This is a genomic window from Chryseobacterium glaciei, assembly GCF_001648155.1.
In the GTDB taxonomy this organism is placed as follows: Bacteria; Bacteroidota; Bacteroidia; order Flavobacteriales; family Weeksellaceae; genus Chryseobacterium; species Chryseobacterium glaciei.
The window spans coordinates 2,227,221-2,242,005 of record NZ_CP015199.1; the positions used below are offsets into that span (position 1 = coordinate 2,227,221).

At 33.9% G+C, this 14,785-nt stretch carries 17 protein-coding genes and 2 tRNA genes; 6 read left to right on the forward strand and 13 right to left on the reverse strand.

Annotated elements, in window-relative coordinates; genetic code table 11:
- Positions 1-40: 40 nt before the first annotated feature.
- The 3 genes from A0O34_RS09960 to A0O34_RS09970 all read right to left on the reverse strand — a co-directional run bounded on the left by A0O34_RS09960 (position 41) and on the right by A0O34_RS09970 (position 2,721).
- Positions 41-1,417: a tryptophanase gene (locus A0O34_RS09960; RefSeq protein WP_066754230.1), complete on the reverse strand. Its 1,377-nt coding sequence runs from the start codon at positions 1,415-1,417 to the stop codon at positions 41-43.
- Between the two features lie 86 nt (positions 1,418-1,503).
- Positions 1,504-2,121, reverse strand: a complete 618-nt coding sequence (locus tag A0O34_RS09965; protein WP_066754232.1) for a DUF502 domain-containing protein — start codon at positions 2,119-2,121, stop codon at positions 1,504-1,506.
- A 21-nt stretch (positions 2,122-2,142) separates the two neighbouring features.
- Positions 2,143-2,721 (reverse strand): MiaE family protein, encoded by a 579-nt coding sequence (locus tag A0O34_RS09970; RefSeq protein ID WP_066754234.1) that lies wholly within the window; start codon positions 2,719-2,721, stop codon positions 2,143-2,145.
- Between the two features lie 155 nt (positions 2,722-2,876).
- On the opposite strand from A0O34_RS09970, the gene A0O34_RS09975 reads away from it, so the two are divergent.
- Positions 2,877-3,119 carry a hypothetical protein gene (locus A0O34_RS09975; RefSeq protein ID WP_066754236.1) on the forward strand — a complete coding sequence of 81 codons (243 nt, stop codon included), beginning with the start codon at positions 2,877-2,879 and terminating at the stop codon, positions 3,117-3,119.
- Position 3,120: 1 nt separating this feature from the next.
- Here A0O34_RS09975 and A0O34_RS09980 read toward each other — a convergent pair whose 3' ends face one another.
- Together A0O34_RS09980 and A0O34_RS09985 are read right to left on the reverse strand one after the other, a co-directional pair.
- On the reverse strand, positions 3,121-4,212 hold the full coding sequence (locus A0O34_RS09980; protein ID WP_066754238.1) for an acyltransferase family protein: 1,092 nt from the start codon (positions 4,210-4,212) through the stop codon (positions 3,121-3,123).
- Between the two features lie 115 nt (positions 4,213-4,327).
- Complete coding sequence (locus A0O34_RS09985; protein WP_066754240.1) at positions 4,328-5,215, reverse strand: neutral zinc metallopeptidase; 888 nt, start codon at positions 5,213-5,215, stop codon at positions 4,328-4,330.
- A 183-nt stretch (positions 5,216-5,398) separates the two neighbouring features.
- On the opposite strand from A0O34_RS09985, the gene rplU reads away from it, so the two are divergent.
- The 3 genes from rplU to A0O34_RS10000 all read left to right on the forward strand — a co-directional run bounded on the left by rplU (position 5,399) and on the right by A0O34_RS10000 (position 6,799).
- The gene (rplU, locus tag A0O34_RS22085; protein WP_072409112.1) at positions 5,399-5,974 is read left to right on the forward strand and encodes a 50S ribosomal protein L21; all 576 of its coding nucleotides are present in this window, start codon (positions 5,399-5,401) and stop codon (positions 5,972-5,974) included.
- A 12-nt stretch (positions 5,975-5,986) separates the two neighbouring features.
- Entirely contained in the window at positions 5,987-6,244 is a 258-nt protein-coding gene (rpmA, locus tag A0O34_RS09995; protein WP_034701234.1) for a 50S ribosomal protein L27, read from the forward strand.
- A 369-nt stretch (positions 6,245-6,613) separates the two neighbouring features.
- The gene (locus A0O34_RS10000) at positions 6,614-6,799 is read left to right on the forward strand and encodes a hypothetical protein (protein WP_066754242.1); all 186 of its coding nucleotides are present in this window, start codon (positions 6,614-6,616) and stop codon (positions 6,797-6,799) included.
- A 43-nt stretch (positions 6,800-6,842) separates the two neighbouring features.
- On the opposite strand, the gene A0O34_RS10005 is transcribed toward A0O34_RS10000, so the two are convergent.
- On the reverse strand, positions 6,843-9,383 hold the full coding sequence (locus A0O34_RS10005; protein ID WP_228394375.1) for a DUF5686 family protein: 2,541 nt from the start codon (positions 9,381-9,383) through the stop codon (positions 6,843-6,845).
- A gap of 162 nt (positions 9,384-9,545) precedes the next feature.
- Positions 9,546-9,782 carry a hypothetical protein gene (locus A0O34_RS22345; RefSeq protein WP_157885995.1) on the reverse strand — a complete coding sequence of 79 codons (237 nt, stop codon included), beginning with the start codon at positions 9,780-9,782 and terminating at the stop codon, positions 9,546-9,548.
- A 49-nt stretch (positions 9,783-9,831) separates the two neighbouring features.
- Here A0O34_RS22345 and A0O34_RS10010 point away from each other — a divergent pair, with 49 nt between their 5' ends.
- Positions 9,832-10,146, forward strand: coding sequence for a hypothetical protein (locus A0O34_RS10010; RefSeq protein ID WP_066754244.1), 315 nt, complete (start codon positions 9,832-9,834; stop codon positions 10,144-10,146).
- A 239-nt stretch (positions 10,147-10,385) separates the two neighbouring features.
- Here A0O34_RS10010 and A0O34_RS10015 read toward each other — a convergent pair.
- The 5 genes from A0O34_RS10015 to A0O34_RS10035 all read right to left on the reverse strand — a co-directional run bounded on the left by A0O34_RS10015 (position 10,386) and on the right by A0O34_RS10035 (position 13,470).
- A tRNA-Asn gene (locus A0O34_RS10015) sits at positions 10,386-10,459 on the reverse strand.
- Between the two features lie 257 nt (positions 10,460-10,716).
- Positions 10,717-11,268, reverse strand: a complete 552-nt coding sequence (locus tag A0O34_RS10020; protein ID WP_228394376.1) for a GNAT family N-acetyltransferase — start codon at positions 11,266-11,268, stop codon at positions 10,717-10,719.
- 146 nt (positions 11,269-11,414) lie between these two features.
- Positions 11,415-11,488, reverse strand: a tRNA-Asn gene (locus A0O34_RS10025).
- A gap of 81 nt (positions 11,489-11,569) precedes the next feature.
- The gene (gene rseP, locus A0O34_RS10030; RefSeq protein ID WP_066754246.1) at positions 11,570-12,925 is read right to left on the reverse strand and encodes an RIP metalloprotease RseP; all 1,356 of its coding nucleotides are present in this window, start codon (positions 12,923-12,925) and stop codon (positions 11,570-11,572) included.
- Between the two features lie 104 nt (positions 12,926-13,029).
- Positions 13,030-13,470, reverse strand: a complete 441-nt coding sequence (locus tag A0O34_RS10035) for a DUF6646 family protein (RefSeq protein ID WP_066759611.1) — start codon at positions 13,468-13,470, stop codon at positions 13,030-13,032.
- Between the two features lie 103 nt (positions 13,471-13,573).
- Here A0O34_RS10035 and A0O34_RS10040 point away from each other — a divergent pair, with 103 nt between their 5' ends.
- A complete protein-coding gene (locus tag A0O34_RS10040; RefSeq protein ID WP_066759612.1) occupies positions 13,574-14,326 on the forward strand; it encodes a nitrilase family protein in 753 nt (250 codons plus the stop codon).
- A 151-nt stretch (positions 14,327-14,477) separates the two neighbouring features.
- Here A0O34_RS10040 and A0O34_RS10045 read toward each other — a convergent pair whose 3' ends face one another.
- Complete coding sequence (locus tag A0O34_RS10045) at positions 14,478-14,777, reverse strand: thioredoxin family protein (RefSeq protein ID WP_066754248.1); 300 nt, start codon at positions 14,775-14,777, stop codon at positions 14,478-14,480.
- Positions 14,778-14,785: the final 8 nt, after the last annotated feature.

A 14,785-nucleotide genomic window follows, 5' to 3' on the forward strand; every position in this document is an offset into this window, starting at 1 on the left:
GAGAAATAAAAAACCGAGAACTAATCTCGGTTTTAATTTTCTATGCTTCTTCTAATTGCACTGTGAAGTGTCTCAGAAGTTCTGGTTCCCATGTTATTTTGTAACCTTTTGCAATGTCATCACGTCTTTCGTAAACGTTTTTAATTGCAGCTGCAATATAATCCATGTGATTGTTTGTGTATGTTCTTCTAGGAATCGCTAAACGAACCAATTCCAACTTAGGATAACGGTTTTCTCTTGTTTCAGGATCTCTGTCTGCCAATAAAGTTCCGATTTCTACAGTTCTGATTCCGGCTTCTTTGTAAATCTCAAGTCCTAAAGTTTGTGCAGGGAATTCTGAACGGTCAACATTAGGTAAGAAATTTAATGAATCAATAAAAACTGCGTGTCCACCGATTGGTTTCTGAACAGGAATTCCGTATTCAATTAATTTGTGACCAAGATATTCAACCTGAGAAATTCTGCCTTCCAAATAAGCAAATTCTGTTGCTTCATTAAGACCAACAGCCAAAGCTGCCATATCTCTTCCTGCCATACCACCGTAAGTAATGAAACCTTCGTAGATAATGGTAAAGCTAGATGCTTTTCTGAAAACTTCTTCGTTATTTAAAGCAATGAATCCTCCGATATTTACCAGTCCGTCTTTTTTAGAACTCATCGTCATTCCGTCTCCGTAAGAGAAAACGTCTTTACAGATGTCTTTGATTGATCTGTTTTCTTGTCCTTTCTCTCTTTTTTTGATGAAATAAGCATTTTCTGCGAATCTTGCTGAGTCGAAGAAAACAGGAATTCCATATTTATTGGAAAGTTCTCTTACTGCTTTCATATTTTCAAGAGAAACAGGTTGTCCTCCTGAAGAGTTACATGTAATAGTAATTAAACAGAAAGGGATTTTTTCTTTTGGATGGCTTTTATAAACTTCTTCCAGTTTTTCAAGATTGATATTTCCTTTGAATGGATGTAAATTATTAATATCAAAAGCTTCATCAATCGTACAGTCGATTGCATGTGCTTTTCTTAGCTCGATGTGACCTTTTGTCGTGTCAAAGTGAGAGTTTCCTGGAACTACATCACCATCTTTTACTAAAACTGAAAATAAAACATTCTCAGCAGCTCTTCCTTGGTGCGTTGGTAAAAGATATTTGAAACCTGTGATATCCTGTACAGTTTGGTGTAATTGTTCGAATGAACGAGATCCGGCATAGCTTTCGTCTCCTGTCATTAACGCTCCCCATTGTCTGTCAGACATTGCTCCGGTTCCTGAATCTGTTAAAAGATCAATATAAACCTGTGAAGATTTTAGATTAAATAAATTATAGTTAGCGTCTTTTAGCCATTGCTCTCTCTCTTCTCTTGTTGATTGACGGATTTCTTCAATCATCTTAATGCGGAAAGGTTCCGCGTACGGTAAATTCATGATATTTTATATTAGATTGTTTGTAACGAAAATTTTGTTTGAAATAAATTCAAATTCATCAAGTATTTTTAAATGGAATAAAAGAATTATTCCGGTGCCTTAAAAATATTATCGTCTGAATGGAAGCCTGCTACACCACCACTTACAGCAAATTTCATTGCCGAAGCTGCGGTCATTCCCACTACAGGTTTGATGTTTTTTTCTTCAGTTACAATTACCCAACCCGAAATAGCGTAAGAATGAGGAAGATAAACAGCAACATAATTGTGCTTGTCTACATCTTCCATTTCTTTTTGTGTTAAAAATCCGATTCTCCAGATCTCTGGGTTTGCATTGGTTTTTACCCAAACAGGATCGTTGAATTTTTTCTTATCTCCTACAAATGAAGACATTACATCTTTGGTTGGTGTGTAAATATGTTTTACTCCGGGAGTTTTTTCCAGCAAACGATCCACTAAATCGAAAAAGAATTTTCCGACAACGAATTTGTTTCCTAAAAATCCTAGAAGTGCAGTAATTAAAATCGTTGAAATAAAAACCAACCCCGGAATTTCTTTGGCAACCGACGGAATAATATTGTCAACAGACGTGACAACATACCAAATGACAAAGATGGTAAGTCCGATTGGGCCAATAATCACCAATCCCTGAAAGAAATTTTTCAGAAAGAAATTAGTAATATTTTCGAAAGTTAATTTTTTCAACGTTTGTTTACTGTATTTGTTTTAACCGTGTATTGTTTCTTTGTTTCCGTATGATTTGATGATATTTGCTTCATATTCCAGCCATTCTTCCCAGCGTTTGTTTACTTTTTCAGGATCTCCCAATTGTCTTGCGAAACCGATAAATGTAGTGTAATGATTTGCTTCTGAGATCATTAATTCTCTGTAAAAAACTATAAGCTCTTCATCTTTAATGTTTTCTGTAAGCACTTTAAAACGTTCACAACTTCTCGCTTCAATCATCGCAGCGAAAAGTAATTTATCAACAATTAATTCTTCTCTTGTTCCTTGAACGACAAATTTAGCCAATTCATTGACATAATCATCTTTTCTTGCCTTCCCGAAAACAAAGCCTCTTTTCTTAATGATCTCGTGAACCTGACTAAAATGGTCAAGCTCTTCCTGAGCGATAGCAATAAGTTCTGTTATAATTTCCGGATGTTCAGGAAGCATATTGATCAAACTTATAGCGTTTGTTGTAGCCTTCTGCTCGCACCAAGCGTGATCGGTCAAAATCTCTCCGAGGTTTCCTTCTGCAATATTAGCCCATCTTGGGTCGGTAAGAAGCTTTAACTTAAACATTGTATAAATTTTTTGTAAAATTAAAATAAATTGCGATAACTAAGAAGTTTTATTATGATCTTGATTCTGTACTTTTTATGTTTTTAATTAATTCGTTTAAATTTCATGGTATTCTATTTGATATTACTAGAATATAATTAAAAATTTAAACTATCATGGAAACAATTACAATTTTCAAAAACAAATTAAACGGATTTCTTTCTCTTATTTTGACATTTGCTTTTTCTTGTTTTGCTTTTGCTCAGGAAAATTCTGCAAAAACAGCTGTAAGCACAAATGAAACCAAAACGACGACTACAACAGAATGGTACGCTGAGCCTACTTATCTTATTATTGGAGCAGTTGTTTTAATCATTATTGTTGCTCTTTTGGTAAGAGGAGGAAGAAAAGGAGATTAATTTATTTAATTTCCGTTTTTCTTCTTAAAATCTCTAAAATATTCCAGCCAAAACTATCCACTTTCTTCAATCCTGCTGAAATAATAAATGCTAGAATAATATTAATGATATAAATTAAGATCATTAAAATCCACCAAGGCATATTTTCTTTCAATGGAACAACAAGAAAATAGACAAGCGATGAACTTAATCCTTGGGCGAAATAGAAAAAGATAGCATTTTTCCCAATGTATGTGACAAAATTTTCTTTCGTAATTTTTAATCTGTTGTAAAAAACAAATAGAGTAGTCAAAGAAAATAGAGACCATATTATATAAGGAATCTTTGGTGGGAATTTATTTTTATTGATTTTATAAAAAATTTCATTTCCATAATACCAAAACATCCAAACTAATGCTACTGCGACAATTCCGTAAAGAACGGGAATCATCTTAGTTGGAATTTTTTTACCGCGTATTCTGTTGGCAATTAAGAAAATGGCCATATAAAAAGCTACATAACCAACTTGTCCTGTAGGATAAAACCATGGAAAAATATTGAAGAGTAAAGTTAAACCAATACAGATTCCGATAAACCAATTGATGTGTTTTGGAAAGAATTTTAAAATTAAAACACCAAAAACGGTAAGGATAAAATACACTTTTAAATACCAAAAACTTCCCATCACAACGGGGAAAGTATCTGCATTTGTATATTGATGGAGATACCAATTTCCGAGATTTTGCCATTGTGGAAATATAGAAATACTTGTCGTGGCATATTTTGATCCAAATGTTGAATAAAATTTCTGTAACCATTCCAAAGAGAAAAAACTCAGCCCAAAAACTTTAAAAAAGTAATCTAAAAAGAATAAAAATGTTACAAAGATCATATAAGTGATTTGTAACTTTAATAATCTGTAAAAAGTTTTCTCAATATTTGCACCTGAGGTAATTCCACTTAAAGCATAGAATAAAGCAACATCAAAAACCAAAGAAAATACTCTAACCTCGGCCGGAATATAAAATTGTCCTGACCAAAAAGCGGTATGAATAAATATAATGGAAAGCGTTGCCAGTCCTTTTGCAAAATCAATGTAGAGATCTCTGTTCATTATTATGGATGATAAACTTCAAAAGTAAATAAAGTTTAGGAATTATTTCAAATAAATAAAAAAGAGGTAAAACGAATTGTTTACCTCCTTTCTTAAATATGTTAAAAATGAATGTTTACTTAAGATCTTTGAATTCCTCAGCAGAAATTTCTCCAGTCTGGATTTTTCTTAACTCGTCAATATACTGACTCATGTAAGCGTCAAGTTCAGGATTTCTCGTGTTTTTTGCCTGTTTGTAAGTTCCATTTAAAACTCCCTGATAATAATAGAAGAAGTTATAATCGAAATCGGCTGCAGAAAGATCATACTGTCCTAATAGGAAACCTAAACGAACTGCAGATCTTCTCTGTGGCGGAGTTCCGTGGTGTCCCGCACTTGTTGTCTGATAATCTCCAATGCTTTGAGCAAACTCATAAGCTGCCGCAATTTGCGCAAATGTTGTTTGATTGTAACCGTTCGGTCTTCTCAAATAATATCCTGCGAAACCGTCAGCTTCCAATTCATTTGGTCTTGCTGTAGATTCACTTACAGAAGGTAAATTGTAACGATACTGAAGTTGATGCCCGTATTCGTGAGCAAGAATCATGGCGTTTACAATATCTCCTCCTTTTGCTTTTGCATCATAATAAATAGCGTATCCATAATAGATTTTACCATTTGAATACGAAATTGCATTGTACGTTGAATTTGGGTTTGATGCATCGTCCACAAATCTGAAAGTTAAGCTCGTGCCACCCCAAAGACTGATGATCTTGGTCATTTGAGCATTCATGAAATTGGTGTCAGTCGTCGTTTTAAGAGTAGTTTTTAAAACTGCATTTGAGCTCCAGTACTGATCAACATAAGAACACTGCTTTTGCAGATCTCCGGGTTGTTCGATTTTTGAAGTTTCGGTTTGAGATTCAGGAAGAACGGTGTCTTCCATTTTGTCGTCGTTACATGCTGTCAGTGAGAATGCAGCAATGGCTCCTGCTAGTAAGCAGAAATTAAAGTTCATTTTCATATTAAATATTTTTTGGTGAAAACGAAGGTATAAAATAATCTGTTATGAACGAGCGATTTAGTGTTAAAAATTATTCAACGCATAGTGATATGTATGTTGTGAAAAAAATATTGATTTGATTATAAGGTAATTGAAAATTAATTCTTATATTTGCACCTCGAATTAACTAAAAATTTATAAACAATGTTTGCAATTGTAGAAATAGCAGGGCTTCAATACAAAGTTGAGCAAGACCAGAAGTTGTTTGTAAACCGTTTGAAAGGAGAAAAAGGAGATAAAGTATCTTTCGATAAAATTCTTCTTACTGTAAACGGTTCAATCACTGTTGGCGCCCCAGCTGTAAGCGGTATCGTAGTAGATGCTGAAATTTTAGATCATGTAAAAGCTGATAAAGTAATCGTTTTCAAGAAGAAAAGAAGAAAAGGTTACCAAGTTAAAAATGGTCACAGACAATCTTTAACTCAAATTCAAATCACTGGTATCACTGGTTTTGAAGGAGCACCAAAGAAAGCTGCAAAAAAAGAAACTGTGAAAGCTGAAGTTCTTTCAGACAACGCAACTGTTAACTTTAGTGAAGATCACGAGTTGAACTATCACTTGAAGAAAAACAACTTGTCTCAGTCTAAAGAAAACAGAGAAACTTTAATTACTTTAGGTAAAGCAGTTAAAGTTGAATTAGAGAAAACTGTTCTTACTCACGAAGAAGTAGATGCTGCTATCGTTAAGAACATTGATCAATTTAAAGCACTTAATAAATAATACTGTAATAAAATGGCACACAAGAAAGGAGTCGGTAGTTCCAAGAACGGTAGAGAATCTCACTCTAAAAGATTAGGTGTGAAGATCTTCGGAGGACAAGAAGCTATTGCCGGAAACATTATTATCAGACAAAGAGGTACACAACACCACCCAGGTACTAACGTGGGAATGGGTAAAGACCACACTTTGTTTGCTCTAGTAGACGGTAAAGTAGTTTTCAGAAAGAAAGCAAACAACAGATCTTTCGTATCTGTAGAACCAAACGCATAATTATTTAAGCGTTCTATAAAAATGTAATCCTCGGCTTCGGTCGGGGATTTTTTTGTTTGGAGCTTTTTCCCGCTTTCCACTGTATCTTTTTGGTTACGGCTTCCGCTTCGCTCCAGCCGCAACCAAAAAGGATGTCGTTCCACTCGGGGCTAGGAAATTGTGACTGTTTATTAAACGTAACGGGTTTTCAAAACCCGTTACGTTTGGTACTATAAAAGATAAAGTTTTCAACAACGTTTGTTGTTCCACAGGAATCCAGATACTAATCTTTCCAGATTATTTGTAATGTTTTTTTAATCAATGATGTAAAAAATAATTTTCTTAAATTTCCAATGTTTAATTAAATCATCAAACTAAATATTAATCATTATGAAAGATTTAAAGAAAATCAACAGAGAAGAGCTTAAAACTGTAATGGGTGGAGCGCTTCCGGGAAAAGATTGTTTACCATGTGATGTGTACTGCAAAATTCCGGAAGGAGAAAGGCCATCTTGTAATATAGTCTACATTGTAGCTCATTGTAACAGCTGCAAAGATTATCCGGCAGAATCTTAATGAAATAAAAAACTCCTTGCTCAATGAACAAGGAGTTTGTATTTTAAAACCCAACTTGGAATCCTGCTTTGATCCCGAATTTAGAAATATCCTGTCGGTCAAGGTAATTTCCTCGCCAGTTAAAATCTACTCTGAAAATTCTTAAGTTTCCAAAACCTATATTCTCAATCCCGAAACCATATTCATAATAAACATGCTCACTTGGTGCAGAGTATTTGAAACCTTCAACATTAATAGATTTTGAAGCATCACTTAAAGTTCCATAAGCTCCTCTGATGAAAGCTACTTCTCTTAATTTCAATTTCTTAATTAAAGGAATATAAGAAAGTATTTTTCCGTTAAAATGATGTTCTAAATGTAATGTTGTATAAGTATCTGCAACAAATTCATAATAATTAAGTTGTGCAAAAGTATTCCCAACCAAACTGTAAGACTGGTTTCCCGGAATAACGTTCTGTAAAGCCAACGGAACCGTATCGAAATTTTTACCTGCTTCGAAATTAATTAATGTTTTACCCCAGCTTCCGATCAAAACTGGCTTGTAGAACATGAATTGAAGCTTATTATAGTTGAAATCTGCATTAAATAATCCTTCGATACCTCTTGTATATTTTAAAACGATTGTTGGCGCTAAAGTTCCATGTTCGTACCTGTCGACCCCGGTTTGGGAGAACTTCGCTCCCGGTCTTGCGATTAAACTAATCGTAACGTGAGAATCATTCACAGTTTTTCTTAGATCCCCATTTCTGTAATACATTAGATTAAATCCGTCCGGATTGGCAGATTTAATGCTTTGCATGGTTCCGTCAACACGAATCTGGAAGTTTTTCCAAGGCTCGATTGATGTGAATATATTGGTTTGATTTAATGAACTTAATGAAGCGTTTTCACCTCTCGCAAAAACGGTTGATGAAGCAAATGAACGAGCCATAATACCGTCATCTGTTGTCAGCTGAACGCCAAGTTGCAGGATGTCTCTTCGGTTTCCACCTCCGATCATAAATCTGTTGACTCTGTTGAACATATATCTACCTTCAACACCATATTTAACCTGCTGATCTTTAAATCCGTAAGCGGTGTAAAACTGAATTCTCCATGGATCATTTTGTCCAAAATAGGTTCTTGCGCCCAATCTTATTCTGTCTCCCTCAACATCATTTTTTCCGTAAATTGAAAATATTGGACCAATATCAATTCCTTTAAATGCATTGTAGTATCCGGAAGCCAACGTTTCATAAATTTTTACAATTCTGTTGAATTTTGGTGTTTGCTGAAGTTTATCAAGCATTTCGTAGACTCCCTGTTCGCTTTTAGACAAAGAATCCGGTCTGGCTTTTACCCAATAAGCATCATCTTTATCAACGAAATTATTTTCATATTCTTCTTCTCTTCGAACAAAAACTTTATCTTCTAAAGGCTTATTAAATTCATAATTTGAATAATCCACGGATCGCTTTGCAATAATACTTTTTGATGTTTTTTTCTTGGCAAAAGGGGTCAATTCGATCTCTGTAACGAATTTTTTAGGTAGAAATGTATTCTCATCAGGATTATCATATTCAAGTTCTGTTGAAATTGAATTAATGAAATTCACATTGATTTTTTGAGTCGATTTTAAAGTCGCTCCCAAAACTGCATAGCTATCCGTATCTATATAAAGATAGCCTTGGAAAGCTAAAACCTCGGTTCTTTTGGGTAAATATCTTATTTTGTAGGCATTTTCTCCACGAATTGAGATCGTATCAACTAAGTTATAATCGTAAGTGCTAAAACCTGTTTCGCCAACTGGACTCGGGAACCCTATATCAAAATAATTGATGGTATTATCGTAAATATTAATGTCACGATAAAGATTTTTTGCAGTAATAGTAATTACCTGATTGTCTTGAAAACCGGAAGTTTTTTGAGCAACCAATAGTCTTTTTGTTCTTTTATCGGGTTTGTTCTTTCCAAAGTTTTCATAAATAGATTCATTTAAGAAAATTGGAAGTCCTATTTTTCCGCTTGCCGTAGAATCTGCATAATCGAATATAAAATCTAGTTTATTGAAGATTTTTTTACTCATAAAAGCACTATCCAGATTGTTGGCATCAAACTGAATTTTTTCGTATTCTTTATAAGTATAAGTATCGAATTTATCTAAACCGTTATTTCTTTTTCTTTTCCAGACTTCCTGCATGATCGCGTAAGCCGGATTTTCTTTTTTATTCTTGTATTTTGGTTTTTCATTATGAATAACAACCTCCTGAATACTTTCTACTTTTTCCTGAGATAATTTTACGAAAAGATTGTTGGCGTTTTCGGGGGTAACGGTTATATTTTCTAAGGCATAATTTTTTCTTAGAAATTTTAATTTATAAATAATGCTGTCCGACTGTACACTGAAGTTTCCTGTGGTCGTGGTTAAAGCCGGTTTATTGTTATCGTTTATGAAAACATCTACACCGCTGATTTCCTTATTTGTTTTCGAATCTAAAATTTTGCCGTTTGCTGAGTTTTGGGCACAGATGAGGCTGGTTAAAAATAGAAAAAAAGAGAAAGAGTAATATTTGGAATTATTAATTAACATTTGTTGTTTCTTCAAGCATTTAGCATAAACAAAAAGTATGCTGTTTATTTATAAAATAGTAAAATTTAAAAAGATTTCCGTAAATAAATACAAAAGCGCAAAGTTAACAAAATAACACCATCAAAATGACGGTGTTATAGTTATTAATTTGTTAAAATGATAAAGACCTAAAAAAGGTTACCTCTGAAGCTCCACAAAAATATATCCTAAGGCTCCAAAACCTAAGCTGTCACCATCCGCTATGTTTACATTTACTCTGTAAAAAGTTCTGTCTGTGTAAGAGAAGAAATTGAATTGTGCATGGCTGTCCTGTATACAATTTAAGGGAAGTGATGTAATATCGGCAAAAGTTGATGTAACCGTTATTGGTGTTGTATTAACAAAAGAGGAAGCGCTTTGTGATGTTAGAAACATTGCGTGTTGTACCCCTAAATTATTAGCTCCGCTTGTAGATCTTACCTGAATGTACGTTGGTGTTGTAGTACACGTAGTTGTTGGGTATCGAAACTCTAAAGATCCAATGGTGATTAATGAATTTGCAGCAGAACTAGCATTAATACTGAAAGATTTAAAAGTTGTTGTTAAAGGAGCTGTATTCTGTACTACTACATTTCCCGTGGCATCAACTCCCAAAGCCGCAGCATTTTGTGTAGTGGCTGTAGCATTGTTGATATTGGTGAATTTTAATCCGGAAGTTCCTGCTGTACCTGATGCTATCTCAAGCCTGGCTGTAGGAGTTGCAGTTCCGATACCGACATTTGCAGTAAGTGCAGCGTAACCGTGTAGAGGTTGGAACCTCTGACATTAGTTTTTTTATAAGTCTTTTTTTTAAATTATATCACAAATTAATGATGAAATTTAATTAAATATGACCTTTTTGTTTAAATTATCCATAAATTCTCATTATAAAGCATTGAAGGATAGATATAAATGAATATTGTAGGGAAATCAATAATTAAAATTTGAAAAGGAAAAATTAGGCATAAAAAAATCCATCAGAATTATCTGATGGATTTGCTCCTCCTCTTGGGCTCGAACCAAGGACCCTCTGATTAACAGTCAGATGCTCTAACCAGCTGAGCTAAGGAGGAATTTTCCGTTGTTTTGGTGATGCAAATATAATATGAATATTGATATAAAGCAAGTGTTCAAAGCAAATTATGGCAGAAAAATTGAATTTTTATTCAGTGATTTTCATTTTCTGTAATGAGGAAAAAAGCTTGATGTTTTTATCTGTCTATTTTTCAGTATTTTGAAGTTTAATCAAAACATGAATTTATAAATTGAAAAAATAAAATATTTTTCAAATTTGCTTAAAAATATTTTTTTCAATCCATATTTTCATTGTTTAAACTGAAAAAACAACCAATTGAAATGTTTCTTCTCCATAATTAAAAGGCTTTAAAGCTGTCATTCCTAAACCGTCAACATGAACAGCAAGAGAATGCGGGTTTTTATCATTAATAAAAGCGGTTCCCAAATCGTAATCATTTTTAGTAAAATCTTTCACGGCGGCAAATAGCTTTTTCAGGATTCCTTTTCCTCTCCAATTAGAATTTATTAAAACAGGTCCGTAGATAAACACTTGATAATCCGTCAATTTTTTGTCATTAAATTGTTGTTGAGGGAAACTTTCATACATCGCTTTTACAATGGGATGTTCCGGTAGCGGATTTGTCGTTGCAAGACATACGAACCCGGCTAGTTGCTCACCTTCAATAGCAACTAAAACGCCTAAGTTTTTATTGATGCCATCTAATGTTTCTTTAGTCATACTGGATACCACAAATCCCTGTTTTTTTTCTTCTTCAGTTAATTGGTCAGGAGTGTTGGCGTTTTGCAATTCGATAATGGCTGAATAATCTTTCGGCTCGGCTTGTCTTACGATAATTGAACTCATATTTTTTTTATTTGCAAGATATTATTTTTTTGAGATCTTTTTAAAATTAAGAGGTGTGAATTTGTCTATATTGAGGATTGAGAAAATTTAGATTATATGCACAAAAAAAGAGTTACAAAATGTTTTGTAACTCTTTTTAGCTTTCGCTCCTCCTCTTGGGCTCGAACCAAGGACCCTCTGATTAACAGTCAGATGCTCTAACCAACTGAGCTAAGGAGGAATGTCCTTATTTTTAAGTGGTGCAAATATAGGACTGATATTTATACCATGCAAGTTTTTTTAAAAAATATTTTAAATATTTCTATAATTTTCCTGTGAACACTTTAAAGATGTCACTTCCGAAGATCAGTAACATTAAGCCTAACAGGAAGATAACACCGATCATCTGTGCATTCTCTAAAACTTTTTGAGGTACCGGTTTTCCGAAAATAATTTCATATAAAGTAAAGATAACGTGTCCACCATCCAATCCTGGGATAGGAATTAAGTTCAGAAATGCTAACCAAACAGAGAACATTGCTGTAAAACTCCAGAAAGCCGGCCAGTTGATTCCGATACTTCCGTCTGCAGATTTATTCACAGGCATGTTTTTAACGATAGCAATTGGTCCTCCAACGTTTTTATATCCTTGAACCTTAGAGTTAAACATAATTTTGAACTGCTTAACCTGCATTGTTAATGCTTCAATAGTTCTCGTAAATCCTCTAGGAATAGATTCTCCGAAAGAATAATGTTTATTGGTTGTAATAGATTTAGCAAGATTTTTCGTTGCAAGCTGTACGCCTAATTTTCCGTTTTTATCAACAGAGACAGTAGGAATTGTTTGAACCGCTCCGTTTCTTTCAACATCAACAGAAATTGTTTTTCCTTTATTTTGACTTAAAACAGCACTTACCTGATCAAAGAATGAAACTTTCTGACCATTAATTCCAACAACTTTATCACCAGAAGCTAATCCTGATGCTTTAGAAGAAGGCGTTGCCAAAGAATCAATAACCATTGGCATTCTTGGGCTGATGTATAATTTTGCTTCTTTTTGTTTAAGAACTTCCGCAACACCCTCAGTATTTACAGGGAAAGTAACTTCTTTTCCGTCTCTTAAAACGGTTACATTATCACCTAAAAGGATGTTAATGGAAGCATTTTCAAGTCTTTCGTTAGGTTTTCCGTCGATGCTGATGATTTTATCACCATTTTGGAAGCCCATCTTTCTACCGGCTTCTGTTACTTCAACTCCGTTTTCAAATTTTGTAAGGTCTGTATATGTTTCTCCGTTAAAAAGAGATAAACAACTATAAATCAACCAAGCCAAGAAAAAGTTTACCGTAACTCCACCCAACATGATGATTAATCTCTGCCAAGCCGGTTTTGCTCTGAATTCCCAAGGTTGAGCGGGTTGCTTCAATTGCTCGGTATCCATGCTTTCGTCTACCATTCCGGCAATTTTCACATAACCTCCGAAAGGAAGCCATCCGATACCGTATTCTGTTTCACCGATTTTTTTCTTTGCTATTGAGAACCATGGATCAAAAAACAGATAGAATTTTTCTACCTTGGTTTTAAAGTATTTTGCGGGTAAAAAGTGCCCAAGCTCATGAAGAACCACTAAAATAGAGATACTTAATATAAACTGGAAAATCTTGATTGCTAATTCCATTAATAAAATTTAGATTTAATTTGCAAAGGTAACAATTATCAAAACTATGCCAAATAAAAAAGCTCCCCGAAACGAGAAGCTTTGTCATATATTAAGACTATTTTCTACAAATTAAGCGAAACCCCGAGACTGCCATTGTTTCCTACTTCTGCAAATACCCCGATTTTCTCTGTGAAAAAGTATCTTGCACCAATGTGAGCGCCGATTCCGAAGTCTTTTCCAAGAACTCCTACATCTACTCCGGGATAAATGTCTAATTTTTCTGGCAGATCTAATGCTTCACGCAAGTGAAAATTCAATCTTCCGAAGATAAAAACTCTGTTGTCTTTGTCATCATCTTTATATCCGCTAAAATAGGCGTTCAAACCTCCTCCAACTGAAATTAGTTTGTTTAAACCATAATCATAAGTTCCTGTAACTCCCGTTCCATATCCCCAAGCACTCAATCCCAATTGAACTTTCTGATCTCCTTTTCCGGTGTAAGCTTGAGCGTTTACCAAAGCTCCTCCCAATACTAACATAAACATAAAAACCAATTTCTTCATAAATTTTACTTTTTCGATGTTATTACTAAAAAATATCCGCATCAAAAATAGAACCGAAATCAAGGGAAAATCGTATTTTTATGGAAGTTATTTAACAAAGTTTATGAAGATTGCAGGATTAAATTTAGATATCATCTGGAAAAATAAAGATGAAAATTTTCAATTAATTGAAAAAGAATTAGAAAATATTGACGCCGATTTATTCCTTTTGCCGGAAATGTTTTCGACAGGTTTTTGTATGGATGCGTCCGAAGTTTCAGATAGAAATGAAGAATCTTTAACGTTTTTAAAAAAGATGTCAAAAGAAAAGAATGCTGCATTTTGCGGAAGCGTTCCTGTAGAAGAGAATGGGAAATTCTATAACAGAATGTATTTCGTTCAGCCAGATTCCGAGGTTGTTTTTTACGATAAAAGACACCTGTTTTCTTTCTCAGGAGAGGATAAAGTCTATACTCCCGGAAAGGAAAGAATGATTGTTAACTATAAAGGAATCAGATTTTTGTTGCAGGTTTGTTACGATCTTCGTTTTCCAGTTTTTGCGAGAAATAATGATGATTATGATGCTATTTTATATGTTGCGAATTGGCCTGAAAAGAGAGTTGGAGCTTGGGAACATCTTCTAAAAGCTCGTGCTATTGAAAATTTATCTTTTGTTTTTGGTTTAAATAGAATCGGAACCGATGGTAATAATCTTTTTTATCAAGAAAGTTCTCATTGCTTTTTTGCGGATGGAAAAGAGATTTCTCAAAAAAATGGAAATATCGTTTCTGCAGAATTAAATATGAATGAATTACAGGATTTCAGAAACCATTTTCAGTTTTTGAACGATCGGGATTCTTTTTCGATTGAACTATAAATTTTGACTCTCACAGATTTCATGTTTGTGAATTGTTTCAATAATCCTTGTCAAGGTTTTAAACCTTGACAAGGATTACAAATTAAATGTTTAAGTAAAAAGTATAAAAAACATCTGTGGGAAAATAATAAAGCTGTGAAAAATCACAGTTTTATTCATATTGTTTTAAAAGTTGAGTCAACGTATTCACATCATGCACGCCACTTTCTTTCCAAAGTAATTCTCCTTGTTTGAAGATGGCTAAAGTTGGAACTCCGCGCACGCCGTATTGAGAGGCAATGGAAGGATATTGATCAACATCTATTTTTATAATTCTGGCTCCTTGGCCTACATTTTCTTTTACCGTATTTAAAACCGAAGACTGAACTTTACATGGCTGGCACCAGGTTGCAAAAAAGTCTATCAATACCGGTCTTTCGGATTCAATAAGTTCTTGAAATTTTTGTGACATAGTTTTTG